This window comes from Erwinia sp. E602, from assembly GCF_018141005.1.
Lineage (GTDB): Bacteria > Pseudomonadota > Gammaproteobacteria > Enterobacterales > Enterobacteriaceae > Erwinia.
Window position 1 is genome coordinate 1381572 of sequence record NZ_CP046582.1, and the last position, 19592, is coordinate 1401163.

The window sequence follows — 19592 nt, forward strand, 5'->3', positions numbered from 1 at the left end:
GCAGTGGTCAGCGTCGCTCGGATGGTCCGGGCGCTAACGTTAAGAGAGAAAATAACTATGGCTGATAACAGCTCCGCTCGCCGTTTTTCCCGTATTGAACGCCTGCCCCCTTACGTATTTAACATCACCGCCGAACTGAAAATGGCCGCGCGCCGTCGTGGTGAAGATATTATCGATTTCAGCATGGGTAACCCGGACGGCCCGACGCCGCCGCACATCGTGGAAAAACTCTGCGCGGTGGCACAGCGTGACGACACCCACGGCTACTCGACCTCACGCGGCATTCCGCGCCTGCGCCGGGCGATCTCGCGCTGGTACGCCGATCGCTACCAGGTGGAGATCGACCCGGAATCGGAAGCGATCGTCACCATCGGCTCGAAAGAGGGGCTGGCGCACCTGATGCTGGCCACGCTGGATCACGGTGATACGGTACTGGTGCCGAACCCCAGCTATCCGATTCATATTTACGGCGCGGTGATCGCCGGGGCACAGGTGCGTTCGGTGCCGCTGGTGGCCGGCGTGGACTTCTTCAACGAGCTGGAACGGGCGATCCGCGAAAGTTATCCCAAGCCGAAAATGATGATCCTCGGCTTCCCGTCTAACCCGACCGCGCAGTGCGTGGAGCTGGACTTCTTCGAGCGGGTGATCGCGCTGGCGAAGCAGTACAACGTGCTGGTGATCCACGACCTTGCCTATGCCGACATCGTTTACGATGGCTGGAAAGCGCCGTCGATTATGGAGGTGCCGGGGGCGCGCGACGTGGCGGTGGAGTTCTTTACCCTGTCGAAAAGCTACAATATGGCCGGCTGGCGTATCGGCTTTATGGTCGGTAACAAAGAGCTGGTGGCGGCGCTGGCACGCATCAAAAGCTATCACGACTACGGCACCTTTACACCGCTGCAGGTGGCGGCGATCGCCGCGCTGGAGGGCGATCAGCAGTGCGTGCGCGATATCGCAGAGCAGTACAAGCGCCGCCGCGACGTGCTGGTGAAAGGGCTGCATGAGGCGGGCTGGATGGTGGATAATCCGAAAGCCTCAATGTACGTCTGGGCGAAAATCCCCGATCGCTATGCGCAGATGGGCTCGCTGGAGTTCGCCAAACTGCTGCTGGAGAAGGCCAAAGTCTGCGTTTCGCCGGGCATCGGATTCGGTGATTATGGCGACACCCACGTGCGCTTTGCGCTGATTGAAAACAGCGATCGCATTCGTCAGGCGGTCAGAGGGATTAAGGCGATGTTTCGAGACGACGGCATTGCCCCGCCGGTGGCAAAACCGGGCGCGGAAGAGGGCTGAGAAACGTTGCGGGGCAGGCCACGGCTTGCCCCGCCGTTTTACCTGCTACAGCATCAGGTAAAATGTTCCTGCCCAGATAAACAGGATAAAAGAGATCCCCATCATCGCGTATTTCACGTACTGCTCCTCTGCGCGGTTACGGCAATGGCGATCCCGGACCTGCGTAACGCGAACAGAATCGATCCCGGCCGGGCAGAGCGCCACGGTAGCGGGATCGGGTCGCCGTGAGTAACTCACGGCAGGATCGTCGGCTAATCTACCCGCAAACCCCTGCAAAATAAAGATCATCTTGCTGCGATCTTTATCACATTTATGGCATCTCTAATTCAGGCACCACCGACATCCCCACGCGCAGCCGGGCCAGATCGGCTTGCCCTTGATCCAGAACGATTTTTACCGGCAGCCGCTGAACCACTTTGGTGTAATTCCCGGTGGCGTTGTCGGCGGTAATAGCGGCAAACGTCGAACCGGTGGCCGGCGCGATGCTGTCCACATGACCACGCAGGGTCACCCCCGGCAGCGCATCCACGATGATGCTAACCGGCTGCCCCTGGCTGACGTGCGCCAGCTGGGTTTCAAGGAAGTTTGCCAGCACGTAGCTCTGCTGCAATGGCACCACCGCCAGCATCCGCGTACCGGCCGACACCCACGCTCCCTGACGCAGCGCGCGCTGGCCGACGGTACCGGCGATCGGCGCGGTAATGCGCGTATAGGAGAGGTTAAGTCTGGCCTGGTCGACGCTGGCGGTCGAGACGGCGATATCCGCCTGCGCCTGCTTCAGGCTGGCCTGCAGCACCGCCACCTCTTTACGGGCGGCCAGCGCGGCGGCCTGATACTGCTTCACCTGAGCGGCGGCGCTGAGCATGGTCGAACTGGATTTCTGCTGCTCATCGGCGGTGGCGGTGCCGCTTTTCAACAGCTGACGGTAGCGCGCCGCGTTTTGCCCGGCATAGCTCAGCGAGGCCTGGCTGGCGCTGACCGCCGCTTCCGCCTGGGCGATGCTCGCCTGCTGCTGTTCCAGCTGCGCCTGCACGCTGCTCAGCTTCGCCTCGCTGACCTGCAGGCTGGCTTCGGCGGTTTCCAGCGCCACGCGGTAGTCGCGATCGTCCAGCGTGGCCAGCACGTCACCGGCCTGTACCTGCTGGTTATCACGCACGTTGACCTCACGGATATAGCCGGAGATTTTCGGTGCCACCAGCGTGTAGTCGGCGCTGACCACCGCATCATCGGTGCGGTAGCTGTGACGGTTGACGGCGAGCCAGACCCACCACGCGGCCGCCAGCAAAATCAGCAGTAACAGAACGAGGAGGGCGGTGCGTTTCGCAGGTGTAAAGCTCATTATTATGTTCTCGCGGTTGGCATAACAGGGGATAAAAGGGTTTGTGGCGGCCAGACGCGCTTCGGCAGCCAGGCGGTCAGCAGCACCAGCAGCAGCGCGAAGCCGATAATCATCAGATAGGCGTCGCTGATGCTGAGGATCGTCGCCTGGTGCCTGAGCAGCGTGCTGAAGTGGCCAAGGTTTTCCGCGGAGCTCACCGACCCGTCGGCCAGCAGCGGCCGCAGCGCGCTGGCGCTGTTGGCGTCTGCGGCGGTCAGCAGCCACGGGCGGTTACCCAGTCCGTCGACCAGCACCTGCGAGTGAAATTTCTCGCGATGGCTGAGAAAGTTCTCCACCAGGCTGCCGGCCGCCACGCTGGAAAAACCGCGCACGGTGTTAAACATCGCCGACGCAAACGGCCCTTCCGGCGGCTGTACCACGCTGGTGGCGCTCATCAGCACCGGCAGAATCAGCATCGGCTGGCCAAAGGCCTGCAGGCTCTGGATCAGCCAGAAGTTCTGCCGCGCCCAGTCGCCGGTCAGCTGGCTGCCCAGCAGGCAGGAGAGGATTATCAGCCCGGCACCGGCGGTCAGCACCCAGCGACAGTCGATCCAGCGCAGATTGAGCAGCGACGCCACCAGCGGCGCAATCAGCAGCTGCGGCAGGCCAATGGTCAGCGCCAGTGGGGCAAACTCCGCGCTGCGGAAGCCGGCCACCTGGCCAAAATAGGCGGAAGGCAGCGCAGAACCGGACAGCGACACCATCAGCACCCCGGCCAGCACCAGCAGGCCGTGGGTGAGATTTTTCCGCGCCAGCATCTGCAGCTTAAACAGCGGCAGCGGGTGGAACCATTCGTTAATAAAGAACACCAGCAGCAGCGCCAGCGAGGCCAGCAACATGCCGCTAATCAGCGGCGAATCCCACCACTCCAGCCGCTCCCCCTGGGTGAGTGACAACACCAGCAGGGCGATGCCGCTGCAGCCGGTCAGCGCGCCCAGCCAGTCGGCCTGACGAAAGCGCTCCAGCCGCAATGGATCCTGCGGGATGCCCCAGCCGACCAGCAGCGCGGCAATCAGGCACGGCGGGATCACCTGCCAGAAAGTGAACTGCCAGCCGACCGAGTCGGTCCACAGCGCCGCCAGCGAAGTGGCCATATTCGGGCCGAAGGTGGCGGTCAGCGCATAGGCCGCCAGGCCATACAGCTTGATGGTCGGCGGCAGAAAGCGCAGGGCGACCGTCATCAGCATCGGCGGCAGCGCGCCGCCAGACAGACCCTGCACCACCCGCAGGCCGATAAACAGCGTCGGGTTAACCACCAGCGGCTGCAACGCGGCCAGCAGCGCAAATGCCAGCGTGATTACCAGCGTAAAACGACGCAGGGAAAAGGTCACCGCCAGCCAGGGTGCCAGCATCATCATCGCCACTTCGGCGGCCTGGTAGGCCGAGGTGATCCAGCTGCCGGCGTCATAGTCGATGCCGATCGCCGCACGGATATCGGCCAGAGCAATGTCGGTGACGCGATCGTTTAAGCCGGAACAGAGCGTCGCCATCAGCACGCCGACCAGCCCCAGCGCCAGGCGAAGCGAAAAGGGATGCGGCGGCGGCAGCACCGCGGGCTGGGGATTCATAGCAGGACTCCGAAATTTTCATTATCGATGCAATGTATTGCATCGTGATACATTGGTCGTGAATATTACAGCGTGATTCGCTGTATTGCAATGTGGTACAGCGTGTCCGGACGTGCATTTAGTGGTAAAGTGGGCTGCGATAGCAAGGAAAGAGACTTTTTTTATGGCTGAATCTGCACAGTGCCGCGATGATGATAAGACCAGTGGAATTCAGGTCATCAGCCGCGCGGCCAGAATTCTTGATGCGCTGGGCGCGACACCGAACGGCATGAGCCTCGGTGAGATCGCTCAGGAAGTTGATTTACCGCGTTCCACCGTGCAGCGCATCGTCAGCGCGCTGGATTCGGTGCAGCTGGTGCGCAGCAACGGTACTGCCGGTGGCGTGCGTCTCGGCCCGGCGCTGCTGCGCCTGATTGCCAGCGTGCATACCGACGTGGTGGCCATTGCCCAGCCGTGGCTGCAGGCGCTCTCTGATGCTACCGGCGAAACGGTGTCGCTGGCCAGGGCCAGCGGCCTGCAGCTGGCGATCGTGCATTACGTGGTCGCCGACCGCGAACTGCGGGTGGTGCCGCGTATCGGCATGAATCTGCCCCTGTACAGCACCTCCGGTGGCCGGGCGCTGCTGGCGCTGGAAGATGACGCCGCCGCGCGTCAGCTGGTTGGTGAAGCCTACGAGGCGATGACCGACCTGACGGTGCGCGACTTCCCGGCGCTTACCGCTCACCTGGCGGAAATCCGCCGTACCGGTCTGGCCTATGACCGCGGCGAAACGCTGGAAGGTATCTCCACCATGGCGGTGGCCATCGATACCATCCTCGGGCGCTTTTCCATCAGCCTGCTGATCCCCGGCGCGCGTTTCGCGCAGCATGAAGCGCGTAACCGCGCCGAAATTCTCAAATGCAAACTGGCGCTGATTGACGAAATCGGCAAAGCCGCTTTACGGGATTAAGGAGAGGGATATGAAAACGTTACTGGTCGCCGTTGATAATTCGCCGGCGGTGCGCAAGGTGGTTTCGCTGGCGGCTGAACAGGCGCTGGCGCAGCAGGCGAGGGTGGTCGTGCTGTGCTGCGTGGATGCCAGCTATGCGGTAAGCGGCATCAACGAAATTGAAGCCGGTGAAGATCCTGGCGACTTCAGCCTGGCCCAGGACGAGCAGAACACCGCTGAATCGGTGGTGCGTGGTGCGCTGGCCGAACTGCAGCGCGCCGGGATCAACGCCCGTGGTCGCGTGGTCGCCGGTGAGTCTGCGGATACTATCGTCGCGCAGGCGCGGCTGCTTGATGCAACGATGATTATCATGGGCCGCCGCCACCTCTCGCCGTTTAACCGCCTGTTAAAAGGCTCGTGCAGCGCGGCGGTGATCGAACGCGCCGGCTGCCCGGTGCTGATTGACGTCCGCGCGGACTAACCCTCACTCTCCGGGCCTGCCCAAACGGCGGCCCGGCTCAGGATATTTTTTGTGAATCATTACGCAATCCCCGTTTCACTCCTCAGTGCGGCAATCTGGCTGCTGCTGGTGTTCTGGCTGCTGAAACGCGCCAGAATAAGCCGTATCGCGGCGCTGCTGCTGGCGGTGTTACCGCTACTGGCGGGTAATCTGCTGTTTTACGGCTGGCTGCAGCCCCAGCAGCAGCGGGCCGTCGCGATCGCCGATGCGCAGGCGCGGCTTGCCACGCAGCCGGTGTGGCGGATTATCAAAGTACAGCAGCCTGCGCTTTGGCAGCAGGCGAACGAGCAGCTGGTCAGCCAGCTGCGCGCCGGGGTGCAGGAGAAACAGGCGACTGACGGCCTGCGTCCGCTGATGGCCGAGTTGCTGAACCAGCGCGTCAACGACGCGCGTGATGAAGATCTGCTGCGCTATATGCAGGTGGTGCTGGAAGAGATGCAGCAGTTTAAACAGTCCGGCTCCGGGCTGTGCTTCCGTTACCTGTTCCCGCAGGTTGAGGGGGGCGTCAGCGTGGCGGAGGTGTTACCCGCCGGGCTGGTGGCCCGGGAGATGCGGGCAATGGACAGCCTGCTGGCCAACAGCCAGGCTGGGCAGCCTTTCGATGCGTCGCTGGGGCGCAGCCAGCTGCAGACGGTGGTGGCAAAACTCTATTCGCGCTGGGGCAGCGATCTGCAAACGCTGAACGCACCGGCGGAAGCGGATGTGGATCGGGGTAAGTTATGCGACATGACCATCGACCTTTATCAGTCGGTTCTGGCACTTCCTGGTAAAGATGCCGCCAGTGTTTTACGTATAATTATTAGCGGAACAGGTAGTTGATTCCAAAAAAAAGCCCGCTCGCCGCGGGCATAAAACAGTCTAATTTTAGTAACAAACCTTGGTGTTGTGCAGACAACTCGCGATGTCTGAGTGCATAGTCGCACCGCAGCGCGGATAACGCTAAACGTCTTCCCGAATCAATTCCATCGGTAAAATTTTGCATTGCTTATCTTTTATCCGGCACAGGGCGGATTGCCGCGTGCGTGCCACGCCGGTGAAAGGTAAAGGAGTGCAAATAGGCCATTGTCTGATAGGCGCAGAAGACCGGGTTGTTATCATGTTGCACTGCAAGAGGGGAGCCATGATGAAAAAATGTATTACGTCCGCGCTGGCACTGTTATTACTCAGCGGTTGTACCGCCAGTAAGCCCGGCGCATTTGAAAAAGTGGATGAAGATCCGGCGGTAAATACCGTGCAGTATCGTTTTGACCCGCAGAAGGTGAATCGTACGGCGATGACGCAGGACGTTGAACGTTATTGCAGCGACCGCGGATTTGATAAGGTTGAAGCGCTGAATCCTCAAGAGAGCAACGTGCCCGGGCTGATGAAAGCCTGGTATCAGTGCAACTATCAGATAAAAAGTTAAAATAAGCAGGGCGGGGAAATCCCCGCCCAATTTTTTACTGCCTTTTTTTATTATTGCCGTGTGCAGGCTTTGCCCGCGTCGGGTGAATGACTCACCCGGAAATCCTTAGCGGTGCCAGCCGCCGCGCGGGCCACCACCATGATGTCCGCCCCCGTGCCAGCCACCGCCACCGCCGTGCCAGCCACCGCCACCGCCGTGCCAGCCGCCACCGCCGCCGTGGTGAGGCGGGGCAACAATACAGCCGCTGAGCATCACTACCAGTGCCAGAACAGAGGTCGCTTTGATTATATTTTTCATGATACTTCTCCTGCGCTTTTGCAATGAATACAAGATTACGCCAGGAAAGTGGAGGAATAATGCAGCGAGTGTCGAGTTACTGGAAAAGGTATTTCAAAATAATTCAGCAGAAGGGCATTGAAAAGGAAAGGTAGGATTGTTGAATAAGAATAAGATGAAAGCAGTGAGCCGGTGGTGAGAATAATCCCAAATAGCAGCGGTCGTCAACTAAAACCCTTTATGCCGCAGGACGAAATAAGCCCGCACCGTAAACGATGCGGGCGGGAAAATTACTGAGCGCGGGCATGCTGCAATTCAGCACGCTCCTCCACCGGTTTATGCGGCAGGCGGATGGTGGCAGACATCAGCAGTGAGATTACCAGCAGCGCCATAATCAGGCTGAAGGTGACCGTAAAGCCGCCAAACAGCGAGGCGATCAGCGAGCCGAGCACGCTGCCGATACCAAACCCGAGGTAGAGCAGGCCGTAGTTTTTAGTCAGATTATTCAGGCCAAAGAAGTCACTGACCAGGGAAGGGTAAACGGTAATGGTGCCGCCAAAGCTGAACGCCACGCAGGCCACGGCGATAAAGAAGCGCGTTTCATTCATCTGGCCGAACAGCAGGATGCTCATCCCGGCCAGCGACACCACCTGCGCAATGCTGATCACCCGGATACGCGCCATCTTATCTGACAGAACCCCGAGCACCAGGCGGCCGCTGAGGTTGGCAATGGCGATAATGGTCACCGCGCTGGCGGCAGTAGCGGCGCTCAGGTGCACCAGGCTTTCACCAATATCCTTCGCTACGCCGATCACATACAGGCCGCTCATGCAGGCGGTCAGGAACATCAGCGCCAGCATCCAGTACTGCGGGGTGCGCACCGACTCGGCCAGCGAGTAATCCCGTGCGGTATGTGCCAGGCTGGTGCTGGCCTTCAGCTTCGGTGCTTCGGTCATCAGCAGCGCGCCGCAAACGATCAGGGTCATCGCCATCGCGCCCCAGATCATAAAGGTGGTCTCCAGGCTGAAAACGCTGAGCAGATAGCTGCAGATAAACTTAAAGCCGAGGCTGCCAAGACCGTAGGCACCGATAGCGCAGGCGGAGATCATCCCTTTGCGTTCCGGGAACCACTTCACGCAGTTGGAGAGCGTCATCAGATACCCCGCACCGTCGGCCAGCCCTACCAGTACCCCGGCGCTGATATAGAGCATCCACAGACTATTTGCCTGGGAGGTCAGCATCAGGCCGATCGCCATCAGCACCCCGGCCCCGATAGTGACGTTACGCACGCCAAAACGCTCCTGCAGCTTGCCGGCCAGCGAAGAGGCGACGGCCAGGCCGAGGCTCAGCAGGCCAAAGGCCAGCGCCACCTGGCTGACCGTGGAGTCCAGCTTCTGCGACAGCTGGCCGTTAAACAGGCTCCAGGTGTACACCGAACCCAGCGCAAACTGGGTGATGATGGTGCCGCACAGGGTAAACCAGCGGGTGCGGTTGCTGCCAGGGCGTGGGGTTGATCGACTCATGGGTTTCTCCCGGGGAAAATTAAAAAACTTCACTGGGGCCATGATAAAGCGCCGTTTGCCGCGGACGGCTGCAGACGGCATGAAATGCCGTGGTGAGGGAATGAAATGCATATTTGGCACCATGAATGACATTGACCGTTTTTTTCGCTACCGCAGCCTGTGGGTAATAGTTTGATCTGCATCAATTTATTGAAAAAGCTAAAGCTTTCCCCACCCCCGGCCGATGATCTCTTTTGCAGATTGCGCATAAGGCGCTGCGCAAAAGGCCATTACAACAACTTATAAGCCTTTTACTTATCTCTGATCGGGTGTTTTCACTTTCATTAGCAAGGAAATCATTATGTCGTGGGTGCCGGTTCGTTTATCAGGGAAATTAACTGCAGGCGGGGTTCTGATGCTGCTGCTGACCCTGCTTATTGTCTGGCTGGCGATGGTGCTGCGCGGTCAGCCGCGGGTCACCGATGCCAGCAACCGGTTGATTGAGCAGAGCGGGCAGAACATCGTCGGCCAGCTTAACCAGCAGCTGCTGCGGATTGAGGGGGAAGCGGTGAGCCTCACAGCTGGCAGAGGATATCGCGGTATTTAAAGTCGCGTAAACAGGTTGGATAAATGAGTAACCTGTATTAATAACATCCCCGCGTAACAGCGGGGTTTTTTATGCAATAAATGAAAATCAAAATCTATTTTGCGTGCAGTGTCGTAAATAATTTTTTTTCGGGTTTGAAAAATCAGTGCGGGTGGTAGGGTGGCTTTTTAGCGCGCTGAGGTGAAGGATGGAAGAGGTTAACCGCGTCAGTAACATTATTGATGAATATGAGGAGAAGATTGCCCGTGCCACTCTTCTGTATCAATATAAGACGAGTCGTTATCAGGATGTTCTTGAGACGTTAAAAAATCTTGAGAGCAACGTGCTTAAGCTTTTTTCATCACTGAGCATTTTTGTCACGGTATTTGTGATTATTATCCGCTATAACACCGGGGTCCTTCTGCATGTGGCTCCTTCACCCGCGCAGGCCGCTGCACTGACGGCAGCAGGCGTGGCCTTCGTTACTCTTTGCAGCGCCTGGTCTTATGTATTCAGAGCTGTTGCATCCGCCAATCGGGCCGAATTTCCTCTTGAAGAGGTGGATGATGATTTTCATAATGAAGATCGGGAGCGTACTCTTTCATTACTGATTAACTGGTACTCAGCAGCGATTAAAGACGTTGAGGTTCAATATAACGCGAAGTCGTTACTGGTCGGAAAAGCATTTAATGATATGATTTTTACCGGCTGTGGGTTTATTGTTTTTGCTGTTTTTATCTATTTTATCAATATTGCCTGAGGAATTGGTTATGTCTATCCCTGAAAAGCTTGACGAAACTAACAGTTTTCTCGATCTTGATAATGGCGGCAAGCGTACGTTATTGCCGGCTATCGCCCGTGGTTATCTTGGCGAATTCAAAAAACCCATTTCTCACCACAAAAAGTCAGGCCTGTTAGGTAACTATAAAGACCTGCTGGCGTGGGAGAAAGAACAGAAGGCGCTGAAAAAGGCGCAGCGCGGGCCGCGAAAACCGCTGAAACAGGTGCTGATGGAGGCGCTGAAACGTTTATTTTAGCCGTCGTTCGCCTGGCGGCCAGCGATCCCGCAGGCCGTCAGGCTTGAACCCCCGGCTATCATTGGGCATCATTCCTCCTCGCTGGAAATTATGGAGGCATCATGCAGCATCTGGAATCACTCCTCGGGCACGTCGGTATCGTGCTGACCCCGACCACCTCGCCGCTGGTTATCTTTGGCATCATCCTGTTCACCGCGCTGCTGGTTCACCTGATCCTGCACCGCGTGGTGCTGCGCACCTTCGAGAAGCGCGCCGCCGCCAGCAGCCATCTCTGGCTGCAGGTGATTACCGGCAATAAGCTGTTCCAGCGGCTGGCGTTTACCCTGCAGGGGGTGATTGTCAACGTGCAGGCGCTGCTGTGGCTGCAGCCGGGCAGCGACGTGGCGGCGATCGTCACCACCTGTGCCCAGCTGTGGGTGATGGTCTTCGCGCTGATGGCCTTTTTCTCGCTGCTGGATGTAATTTTCGGCCTGTCGCACCGCTTTGCTTTTGCCTCACAGTTTCCGCTGAAGGGCCTGTTTCAGGGGATAAAGCTGCTGAGCGCGATTCTGCTCGGCATTATGATTATCTCGCTGCTGATCGGTAAATCACCGGCGATCCTGATCAGCGGGCTGGGCGCGATGGCCGCGGTGCTGATGCTGGTGTTTAAGGACCCGATCCTTGGGCTGGTGGCCGGTATTCAGCTGTCGGCGAACAGCATGCTCAAGCTCGGCGACTGGCTGGAGATGCCCAAATACGGTGCCGACGGCGCGGTGACCGATATCGGCCTGACCACGGTGAAGGTGCGCAACTGGGATAACACCATTACCACTATTCCGACCTATGCGCTGGTTTCCGACGCCTTCAAAAACTGGAGCGGCATGTCGGCCTCCGGCGGGCGACGCATTAAGCGCTGTATCAACATTGATACCACCAGCATTCGTTTTCTCACCGAAGATGAACTGCAGCGGCTGACCCGTGCGCGGCTGCTGCAGCCCTATCTGGCCGAGCGCAGCGAGCAGATCGCCAGCTGGAACGTCGATAACAAGGCGGATGATTCCGCGCTTAACCAGCGGCGGATGACCAATATCGGCACCTTCCGCGCTTACCTTAACGCTTATTTACGTCAGCATCCGCGCATCCGCCAGGATATGACGCTGATGGTGCGCCAGCTGGCGCCGGGCGCAGAAGGGCTGCCGGTGGAGGTGTATGCCTTTACCAGCACCGTGGTGTGGCTGGAGTATGAGAGCATTCAGGCGGATATCTTCGACCATATCTTTGCGGTGGTCGACGAGTTTGGCCTGCGCATTCACCAGTCACCGACCGGCAGCGATCTGCGGTCGCTGGCGGCGCTGCGGCAGGGGGAGTAACAGGTGAGGATAGGGTAAATGGCCTGCCGTTCTGCCGTTGCGTACCCGCCGCCAGGCGGCGGCAGGTAACGGCAGGGTGGGGGGCAAGCCTGAGATCAGGATCTGCGCGGCGGCTGTTGCGCCTGCAGGCGCTTCAGCAGGTCATCCAGGCCGCTCTCCACCAGCATTTCTACCGCCTCACTGCGCGTGGTTTCGCTCAGCCGGACGATGCGGTCGATTTTACGCAGCACAGACATGCGCAGCGAAAGCGAGACGGCTTTTTTCTTCTCTTTATCCAGCGACACGTGGCTGACCTGTTCGCTCTGCTTCAGCCGGGCGTTCACCTCCAGCGCTTCGGTCATGCGCCGCAGGTTCTTTTTATCCAGCTGCCCGGCGACGGTCAGCTGGTAGGTGTGGCTGGCGCGGCTGTACCTGATCTCGGCCGACCAGGTGTCGCGCAGCTCTTTCAGCGCCCGCGTCAGGGTCGGTTCGGAACAGTCGAGATCGTGCAAAATAGCGGTTGCCGAGACGGGTTTGCCGCTGCCGAGCAGTGAAGCTAACCGGTAAATACGTGCCTGACGGGTACTCAGCTGCATGTTCTGTAAACGCCTGCGTTAATAGATGAAGGTGATGTGGCGCCCTCCTGGCATCAACCCGGGTGACAATATCAGTAATTTCTTAAATCTCAGGTAAATAACCGGCGGAAAAACGGCGCAGCGGCTGGCCCGCTTCCGGCGCGATGCCGTACACCTGCGCCCTGGCGAGGATCGCCGCCGCCCAGCGCCGGTGCGTTGCCGGTTCACACATCGCACCCTGCGACTTAAACACCGCCTGGCTGGAGTTAAGAATACGTAACGCATCCTCATGATCGCTGGCCGACACCATCAGCGCCTGCTCAATAATGGCGATCTGGCTGGGGTGGATGGCGGTTTTACCCACCAGCCCGTGGGCGATATCCAGCGCCAGTTCGCTGTCCATAATCTGCCGGTCGTCAATATGCTCACAGACCGGTGCGGTCAGCGCGAAGTCCCGCGAGCCGAACACGGCGATCAGCATCTGAATGGTGTAACCCATCGGGCTGTCGTACAGCGTGTAGTGGCGCGAACGGCGCAGCGCAAGAATGTTCATCAGGTCGTTGCCACCGATGCGCAGCGCCAGGATACGCGACCTTACGGGATGCTGCTGCAGCGTCTCTGCCAGCTCGCGCATCTGCAGCACGTCAAACACCTCTTCCGTCTCCAGGGTTGGCATCAGGCTGAGGTGGCTGTGCTCGAGGATCTGCCACCAGACCGGCAGCGAATCGCGGGTAAATTTCGGCAGCACCAGCCCGTCTACCGCGGCCAGATCGCAGTTTTCCACCAGCCACGCGCCCATCTCACTGTGGCGCGGGCGGATAAACACCAGCGGCCAGTGCGCGCTGCCGGCGGCATGACGCGCCGCGTTGAGGCTGTTCAGCACCTGCTGCAGGTTGTGCAGCGCCTGCGGCAGATCGTCCTCGCCGATGGCATCTTCAAGGCAGATCACCAGCGAACGCAGGCCGGGGATTTTGTTATGCAGAATAACGTCCGCAATATCATCGCGTACGGCGGGCATATACAGCGTGGCCCCCAGCTGCCAGGGGGAGAGACGTGGCGTCATCAGAGCACCTTTTTGATGATGGTCACAGCACGATACTGACCGATATCGTCACCGGCGACGGTGATGGTCAGCCCCTTTTCCCGCGCCAGCGACACCAGCAGCGCCACGTCCGCGTCGTCCAGCGAGCGCACTAACACGTGATCGGGTACCCGGCGCAAAACGGCACGGGTAGCTTCGGCGATGCCCGGCTTGATGCGGTTAACGCTGTCGACCTGATACCGCGCCGCCAGCAGGGCGATGGTGGCGTCGCTGCGTGCCGCCAGGCGCTGCTGTGCTGCCGGGTCCTGCACGCAGGCGGGCAGGGGCTCCCCGGCCAGCGGCGCGGCGCGGGCGGCCACGAGATCGGTCAGCCGCTGGCTGCAGTCGTACTGCGCCAGATGGTTGCAGAGCACGCAGCCGTGCAGCCCCTCATCGGCCCACAGCGAGCGTGAAATCAGGCCGGAGACCGGCGCGCCCATAATGCCGAACGGGATCAGCCAGTCGTCATCGCTGGCGGAAAGCCAGGCGCGGCCGCAGGGATCGGCCAGCACCACCAGCCGCGGCTGCGCCGGATAGCCGGGCCGCCCGCGCAGCGAGCGAATTAACTCGCCGGTGATCGCCCCTTTACCGGTCCAGCCATCGACAAACACCGTGCCCGCGGTGCCATGACGTGCCTCAATCCAGCTCAGCGCCGCACTGTCAATGCCGCGATCGCGGATAATGCTGATGCCATAGTGGTGTGACGGGTGGCCCATCGCGCGCAGCGCCTGGTGCAGCATCACGCCCAGCGGCACGCCGGCGCGCACCAGGCTGACCAGCACCACCGGCGTTTCGCCATACTGTGCGGCCAGCGCCCGCGCCAGTTGCGTGACTTCGCGCGCCAGCCGGTCGGCTCCCTGCTCCAGCGCCTGTTCAAACAGCGCCAGATGCTCGCGCCCCGGCTCCGGCTCCTGGCTGAGCATCTCTGAGTAGTGGCGCGAGCCGGACTGGATCAGCTGCTCTTTGCGTTCGACCGGCGTCATCTCGATCTCTACCGGCTTCAGCAGAAAATGGACGTCCTGCGCCCGGTACGATCCGGAAAAAGAGCCCGACTCAGCCATGCGGCGATTCTCCAAAAATAGTCTGGTTAATACGTTCGGCAAACTGGCTCTGGCGCGGTAAACCGTACCAGCTGCACAGCTTCATAAAGCGGTGATCGCTCAGGCTGTCGCCCAGCCCGATCACCGGAAACACCCCGCGCTCGGCGCGCAGTTTTTCCAGCAGGTAGCTGACCGCCAGCCCTTTTTCCACCACCAGCGGCAGCCAGGCGACGTTATTGCTGTTGCGGTGCAGGTAATATTTTGTCGCCGGGAAGCGGCGGTCGATCTCATCGGCGATGGCGTACAGCTCATCCAGCTGCGTGCTGTCGCGGTGCTTCATCACCAGGTAAACCGGCGTGTCGTCATACTCGTAGTTGATCCGCGCCCAGCCGTTAATATTGCGTTCGGCCATCAGCGCGGTAATCGTCTGCTGCATGGCCAGCAGCTCGTCGCGATAGGGGCGCAGCTTCTCCAGCATCAGCGCGCGCCAGCCGGCGTCCTCCTCACCCTGCGGGTTAAGGATCACCGCGCCGTGGGTGGCGACAGCCCAGGAGTGAAACGGGATCTTCACGCGGGCGATCTCTTCGGTTCCGCGCGCGGTCACCGGGATCAGCTCGCCGTGTTCCAGCATCCAGTCCACCAGCATCGCCTGCTCTTCGGTCATAAAACTGCGCGGCTGCAGGCTGCGATCCAGCGCGCCGGTGCGGAACGGCTCGAGCGCCAGCTCGTCGACCATTTTGCGGCGGGTCTGGAACAGGGTGTCGTCGAGATCGGAAAAAATTACTGGTTTAATCATAGCTGACGATCTCCACGCGGTCGGCAACGCGGCTGAGGGCCTCGGTGAGCTGCGGATCGATGCTCTCTGCCGGCGTCTCGCTGCACAGCAGAATGCGGTCAAAGCGCTGGTGCGCCACGTTATAGACAAAATTAGGAATACCCTGGCCGTAGTTATCGCTGAAGGCGATCGCCGACTCAATGGCGAAGCCGGGGGCGATCGGCGAGCGGGTAGTGGAGCTGTAACGCACCTCGGCCCCCTGCGCCGCCAGCCGTTCTGCCAGCAGGAACGGTTCCCAGACAAACTCGCTGGTGCCCAGCACCAGAATGGTCTCGCCCGTCTGTGCCTGCAGGTGGCGGCCGAGATCGGCGGCCGGTGCGGTCATCCCCAGACGGCCCCAGCTCTGCCTGCCAGTGATGGTTACGCTGCCGGCGGCGCTGACGTTCACCGCCGGCATCACCGGCAGGGGCGCGTCCGGCAGCGGCTGCCAGTCCCAGTGGCCCTGGATCAGCGAAACGCTGCTGACCGGCACCGGGCTGCGCTGCGGCAGCGCGTCGCCGCTCCAGTCGGTCAGCGTCACGGCAATGACCTGCTCAACCTGATCCAGGCCGCCCTCTTTCTGCAGCGCCTCCAGCAGGTTAATAAAGGTATTGCCGGTGGTGGCTTCATCGTCGATCAGCACCAGCGTGCGGGTGGCCAGCACGCGCTGGCGCAGCGCGGGGTCGGCCGGCAGGTAGATCAGATGATCGGTGGCGTGGCTGTGCGCCTCTTTAAACTCGCACAGCAGCTCGCCCGGCTGCGGATGGCGTGTCGACGTCAGATAGATCGCTTCGCTGAAGCGGCCACGCAGCTCATCAAACACCCCGGCACCCAGCCCGACGGCGGTTTCGGCCATGCCGATAAACAGCACCGGGCCATCGGCAACCGGCGGGAAGCGGTCGGCCAGCTGGCGATAGACGCCGCGCATGGTCTGCGGGCGGACCGGAATATGCCGGCCGAGCACCTTACTGACGAACAGAAAGGCCCGCTTCGGGTTACGGCGTTCGGCGATCTCAAACAGATCGTCCGGCAGAATGTGGCCGCCGGTCGGCGTAACGCTGAGCGTGCCGCAGGAGAGCGTTCGGCTCCAGGGGGATGTCATCAGGCTATCCTTAATCAATGCGGTTGGTCAGGGACGGGCAGTACGTGACTGCCGTGGTCAGCGCGCGCACGGTGGCCGGCGTGAAACCCTGGCGGGCTTCATCCATCACCTGCTGCTGGCTGAGCAGGCCAAACTGGCGCAGGGCAAACAGCGCCGGCAGGTTGACCCCGCTCAGGCGGGTATAGCCGATGCCGCCGGAAGGGCGCATATTAATTTCCAGCAGCAGCGGATTGCCGTGGTGGTCGTTGCGGGTCTGTACGTTGACCAGGCCGTCCGCCTGCATCGCCGCCGCGCAGGCCTGCGCCAGCTCGAAGGCCGCGCCGCTGTTCTCCAGATGCTGCAGCGCGCCCTCTTTGCGCCGCGCCACGGCGGCCAGCACCGTTCCGCGCTCCACCAGCATATCGACCGAGTATTCCGGCCCCGGCAGCCACGGCATCAGCACCAGCGGCTCGCTCTCCGGCGCCGCTTCCAGCGCCTGCAGGTAGGTGGCGGTCTGCACCCGGCGAGAATCCGGCTGGCTGAAAGCCGCCATCGGCGACGCACCGTCATCAAACCGCCAGAATCCCATGCCATAAATACCCTGTACCGGTTTTACGCACAGCGGCAGGCCGTCAAACGGACGGCTGGCGATCAGCTCGCGCAGCTGGCTGGCAGAGTCGGCGCGCAGCGAGGGCACCACCGGCAGATTAAGGCTCTCCATATGGCGGGCAAAGGCGACCTTATCATCCGCCAGCGCCAGCCACTCATCGCTCACCGCGCCGGTGGTCAGGCGGGCACCGCTGGCTTCGATCGCTTCGCGTCGTGCGGCAAACCAGCGCACGTTGCGGCCGGTATGAATTGCCTCAATGCCGTGGCTGCGCACGGTGTGCAGGATAAAGGCAAGACGCTCTTCATCGTCTGCCGGTTCGCTCAGCGCATAATCGGCCAGCGAGAGGATCTCATGACGCTGATGGCGGTGCGAGGCATAAACGGATACCGGATGCAGGTACTGCCCGGCACCCGCCTGGATGCCCTGAATGATATCCCGCTGGGAGGATAACCCTTCCATAAGCCAAATTTTACGCGTCATTAGTCGGTTCCGTGCTGGAAGTTTGCGGATGGGAATGGGGTAGCAGTGTAGTAAGCCGTTAAAATGCTGTCAATCATAATATGATGAAAGACTGGTTGGGTAAATATAGACATTTTAATGTAAAGTAATGTCATTTACCGGGCGTTGTTACTCATTTGCATAAGCTGTTAACTTATTGTTTGTTATGGATAAATAAAATTTCTCTGCAATGGTAAAAAATTATTCTTGTGAGAAATGGGCATCATGATATGATTTTTGACTTATGGAGCAGGGTGGTGAACACCATTGCCTTTTCAAACCCCTTTTGAAGGAATGATGACATGGTTTCATTAAGCAAGAACCAGACGGTTTCACTGAGTAAGCACTCTTCCGCGCTGAACAAACTGCATTTCGGCCTGGGCTGGGATCCGATCAAAAAGAAAGGTCTGATGGGCAAGCTGTTTGGCGGCGGTAACGATGCCATCGACCTTGATGCCAGCTGCATCCTGCTCGACGCCTCCGGGCACAAAATCGATACGGTGTGGTTCCGCGACCTCGACTCCTCCTGTGGGTCGGTGGTGCACAGCGGCGATAACCGCACCGGCGAAGGCGATGGCGATGACGAAGTGATTAACGTCGACCTGACGCGGCTGCCGGCGCAGGTCGAGTACCTCGCCTTCACCGTGAACAGCTTCCGCGGCCAGACTTTTAACGAAGTGGAAAATGCCTTCTGCCGCGTGGTCGATCAGAACGGTAAAGAGCTGGCCCGCTATCAGCTGAACGAGCAGGGCAGCCATACCGGTATTGTGATCGCCTCGCTGCGCCGCAACGGCGGCCAGTGGGACTTCACCGCCCATGGCCAGGCCAGCAGCGGCAAAACCATCGATGCGATGCAGAGCGATATCCTCGCCACGGTGGTGCGCTAATGACCATGACTCCGGGCAGCAATGCCGCCGTTCCTGCCGCGCAACTGACCGTTCGCGTGCTCGCCGGTGCCGCGGTTGACGCCTCGGCCTTCCGCCTGTATGCCAGCGGCAAGGTCAACGGCGACGCGGATATGGTGTTCTACGGTCAGCCAAAAAATGATGACCAGACCGTCAGCCTGAGCAGCGCGGGGAATAACACGGCGTTTACCGTTGACCTCAACCGCCTGCAGGCGGACGTGCAGAAGATCGCCTTCACCGTCACCTGTGACGGCAACCAGACCGTGGCCGGGCTGCAGCGGCTGGCGATCCATATTGAACAGGCTGGCACGCTATTGCTGAGCGGCAACGTTGAGCTGCACGGCCGTCAGGAAGCCGCGCTGATCCTCGGCGAGTTTTACCGCCGTAATAACGAATGGAAATTCCGCTTTATCGCCCAGGGCTTTAACGGCGGCCTGAAGCCGCTGGCCGAGCATTTTGGCGTAGATATCTCGGACGCGCCGGCGCCAGCGCCTGCCCCGACGCCAGCGGCTGCGCCAGCCCCGGCTCCTGCCGCGCCACCGGCCGCTAAAATCAGCCTGAGCAAGGTTTCGCTGACCAAGGAAAAACCGTCGATCAGCCTGACCAAGCGGGATAACTTTGGCGAAATCCGCATCAACCTCAACTGGCACCGCGACACCACCTCGGGCGGCGGCCTGCGCGGCATGTTTGGCGGTAACAAGGGCGTGGATCTTGACCTTGGTGCCTTCGTTGAGCTGGATGACGGTTACAAATGCGTGATCCAGGCCCTGGGCGGCAATTTTGGTTCACTGCAGCAGGAACCTTACGTTCAGCTGCAGGGCGACGATCGCACCGGCGACGTCAGCAGCGGTGAGTGGCTGCACGTTAACGGCCGCGAGTGGAAAAACATCCGTGAGGTGCTGATTTTCGCCTTTATCTATGAAGGCGCGGCCAGCTGGGACAAAACCGACGGCGTGGTCACGCTGCACGTTCCCGACCAGCCGCCGATTGAAACCCGTCTCACCGAGGGGCAAAACCGCCGCAACATGTGCGCGATTGCCCGGCTGGTCAACGATAACGGCAGCATCCGGGTTGAGCGTATCAACCAGTTCTTTAGCGGCCATTCTGATATGGACAACGCGTTCGGCTGGGGATTCAACTGGCGCGCGGGTTCCAAATAAATACTGA

The 19592-nt window shown here is 60.1% G+C and carries 22 protein-coding genes; 11 read left to right on the top strand and 11 right to left on the bottom strand.

Annotation, left to right across the window (positions count from 1 at the left end; translation table 11 throughout):
* The first annotated feature begins 57 nt into the window (after nucleotides 1-57).
* A complete protein-coding gene (gene alaC, locus GKQ23_RS07715) occupies nucleotides 58-1293 on the top strand; it encodes an alanine transaminase (RefSeq protein WP_056239201.1) in 1236 nt (411 codons plus the stop codon).
* 45 nt (nucleotides 1294-1338) lie between these two features.
* On the opposite strand, the gene ypdK is transcribed toward alaC, so the two are convergent.
* The 3 genes from ypdK to GKQ23_RS07730 are packed head-to-tail and all read right to left on the bottom strand — an operon-like array spanning nucleotide 1339 to nucleotide 4239.
* Nucleotides 1339-1581 carry a membrane protein YpdK gene (ypdK, locus tag GKQ23_RS07720; RefSeq protein ID WP_212410201.1) on the bottom strand — a complete coding sequence of 81 codons (243 nt, stop codon included), beginning with the start codon at nucleotides 1579-1581 and terminating at the stop codon, nucleotides 1339-1341.
* Between the two features lie 22 nt (nucleotides 1582-1603).
* Nucleotides 1604-2632, bottom strand: a complete 1029-nt coding sequence (locus GKQ23_RS07725; protein ID WP_056239208.1) for an HlyD family secretion protein — start codon at nucleotides 2630-2632, stop codon at nucleotides 1604-1606.
* Between the two features lie 2 nt (nucleotides 2633-2634).
* Complete coding sequence (locus GKQ23_RS07730) at nucleotides 2635-4239, bottom strand: MFS transporter (protein WP_101505213.1); 1605 nt, start codon at nucleotides 4237-4239, stop codon at nucleotides 2635-2637.
* Between the two features lie 163 nt (nucleotides 4240-4402).
* Here GKQ23_RS07730 and GKQ23_RS07735 point away from each other — a divergent pair, with 163 nt between their 5' ends.
* From GKQ23_RS07735 to GKQ23_RS07750, 4 genes are all read left to right on the top strand, one after another.
* Nucleotides 4403-5188 (top strand): IclR family transcriptional regulator, encoded by a 786-nt coding sequence (locus GKQ23_RS07735; RefSeq protein WP_056239215.1) that lies wholly within the window; start codon nucleotides 4403-4405, stop codon nucleotides 5186-5188.
* A gap of 10 nt (nucleotides 5189-5198) precedes the next feature.
* The gene (locus GKQ23_RS07740; RefSeq protein WP_056239218.1) at nucleotides 5199-5648 is read left to right on the top strand and encodes a universal stress protein; all 450 of its coding nucleotides are present in this window, start codon (nucleotides 5199-5201) and stop codon (nucleotides 5646-5648) included.
* A gap of 51 nt (nucleotides 5649-5699) precedes the next feature.
* Nucleotides 5700-6506, top strand: coding sequence for a hypothetical protein (locus tag GKQ23_RS07745; protein WP_212410202.1), 807 nt, complete (start codon nucleotides 5700-5702; stop codon nucleotides 6504-6506).
* A gap of 304 nt (nucleotides 6507-6810) precedes the next feature.
* The gene (locus GKQ23_RS07750) at nucleotides 6811-7092 is read left to right on the top strand and encodes a hypothetical protein (protein ID WP_056239733.1); all 282 of its coding nucleotides are present in this window, start codon (nucleotides 6811-6813) and stop codon (nucleotides 7090-7092) included.
* Nucleotides 7093-7197: 105 nt separating this feature from the next.
* Here GKQ23_RS07750 and GKQ23_RS07755 read toward each other — a convergent pair whose 3' ends face one another.
* Both GKQ23_RS07755 and GKQ23_RS07760 read right to left on the bottom strand, forming a co-directional pair.
* A complete protein-coding gene (locus GKQ23_RS07755; RefSeq protein ID WP_212410203.1) occupies nucleotides 7198-7389 on the bottom strand; it encodes a hypothetical protein in 192 nt (63 codons plus the stop codon).
* A gap of 269 nt (nucleotides 7390-7658) precedes the next feature.
* Entirely contained in the window at nucleotides 7659-8891 is a 1233-nt protein-coding gene (locus tag GKQ23_RS07760) for an MFS transporter (protein WP_212410204.1), read from the bottom strand.
* Nucleotides 8892-9285: 394 nt separating this feature from the next.
* On the opposite strand from GKQ23_RS07760, the gene GKQ23_RS07765 reads away from it, so the two are divergent.
* The 4 genes from GKQ23_RS07765 to GKQ23_RS07780 all read left to right on the top strand — a co-directional run bounded on the left by GKQ23_RS07765 (nucleotide 9286) and on the right by GKQ23_RS07780 (nucleotide 11842).
* Nucleotides 9286-9477, top strand: coding sequence for a hypothetical protein (locus GKQ23_RS07765; RefSeq protein ID WP_212410205.1), 192 nt, complete (start codon nucleotides 9286-9288; stop codon nucleotides 9475-9477).
* 187 nt (nucleotides 9478-9664) lie between these two features.
* Entirely contained in the window at nucleotides 9665-10216 is a 552-nt protein-coding gene (locus GKQ23_RS07770; RefSeq protein ID WP_212410206.1) for a hypothetical protein, read from the top strand.
* Nucleotides 10217-10226: 10 nt separating this feature from the next.
* Nucleotides 10227-10493, top strand: coding sequence for a hypothetical protein (locus tag GKQ23_RS07775; RefSeq protein WP_056239232.1), 267 nt, complete (start codon nucleotides 10227-10229; stop codon nucleotides 10491-10493).
* A gap of 101 nt (nucleotides 10494-10594) precedes the next feature.
* Nucleotides 10595-11842, top strand: coding sequence for a mechanosensitive ion channel family protein (locus tag GKQ23_RS07780; RefSeq protein WP_056239235.1), 1248 nt, complete (start codon nucleotides 10595-10597; stop codon nucleotides 11840-11842).
* A 95-nt stretch (nucleotides 11843-11937) separates the two neighbouring features.
* Here the strand turns inward: GKQ23_RS07780 and GKQ23_RS07785 are convergent, their stop codons facing one another.
* The 6 genes from GKQ23_RS07785 to GKQ23_RS07810 all read right to left on the bottom strand — a co-directional run bounded on the left by GKQ23_RS07785 (nucleotide 11938) and on the right by GKQ23_RS07810 (nucleotide 17502).
* Nucleotides 11938-12417, bottom strand: a complete 480-nt coding sequence (locus GKQ23_RS07785) for a tellurium resistance protein TerW (protein ID WP_212410207.1) — start codon at nucleotides 12415-12417, stop codon at nucleotides 11938-11940.
* Between the two features lie 82 nt (nucleotides 12418-12499).
* Nucleotides 12500-13459 carry an HpcH/HpaI aldolase/citrate lyase family protein gene (locus GKQ23_RS07790; RefSeq protein ID WP_212410208.1) on the bottom strand — a complete coding sequence of 320 codons (960 nt, stop codon included), beginning with the start codon at nucleotides 13457-13459 and terminating at the stop codon, nucleotides 12500-12502.
* Complete coding sequence (locus GKQ23_RS07795; protein ID WP_212410209.1) at nucleotides 13459-14538, bottom strand: cysteine protease StiP family protein; 1080 nt, start codon at nucleotides 14536-14538, stop codon at nucleotides 13459-13461. The genes GKQ23_RS07790 and GKQ23_RS07795 overlap by 1 nt, the downstream gene beginning before the upstream one ends.
* Entirely contained in the window at nucleotides 14531-15313 is a 783-nt protein-coding gene (locus GKQ23_RS07800; RefSeq protein ID WP_101505220.1) for a hypothetical protein, read from the bottom strand. The genes GKQ23_RS07795 and GKQ23_RS07800 overlap by 8 nt, the downstream gene beginning before the upstream one ends.
* Nucleotides 15306-16433: a phosphoribosyltransferase domain-containing protein gene (locus GKQ23_RS07805; RefSeq protein ID WP_212410210.1), complete on the bottom strand. Its 1128-nt coding sequence runs from the start codon at nucleotides 16431-16433 to the stop codon at nucleotides 15306-15308. Before GKQ23_RS07805 ends, GKQ23_RS07800 begins: the two co-directional genes overlap by 8 nt.
* A 10-nt stretch (nucleotides 16434-16443) precedes the next feature.
* Nucleotides 16444-17502 carry an ATP-grasp domain-containing protein gene (locus GKQ23_RS07810; protein WP_212410211.1) on the bottom strand — a complete coding sequence of 353 codons (1059 nt, stop codon included), beginning with the start codon at nucleotides 17500-17502 and terminating at the stop codon, nucleotides 16444-16446.
* A 320-nt stretch (nucleotides 17503-17822) separates the two neighbouring features.
* On the opposite strand from GKQ23_RS07810, the gene GKQ23_RS07815 reads away from it, so the two are divergent.
* Both GKQ23_RS07815 and GKQ23_RS07820 read left to right on the top strand, forming a co-directional pair.
* Nucleotides 17823-18407, top strand: coding sequence for a TerD family protein (locus GKQ23_RS07815; protein ID WP_056239250.1), 585 nt, complete (start codon nucleotides 17823-17825; stop codon nucleotides 18405-18407).
* Nucleotides 18407-19585 (top strand): TerD family protein, encoded by a 1179-nt coding sequence (locus GKQ23_RS07820; protein ID WP_212410212.1) that lies wholly within the window; start codon nucleotides 18407-18409, stop codon nucleotides 19583-19585. Before GKQ23_RS07815 ends, GKQ23_RS07820 begins: the two co-directional genes overlap by 1 nt.
* Nucleotides 19586-19592: the final 7 nt, after the last annotated feature.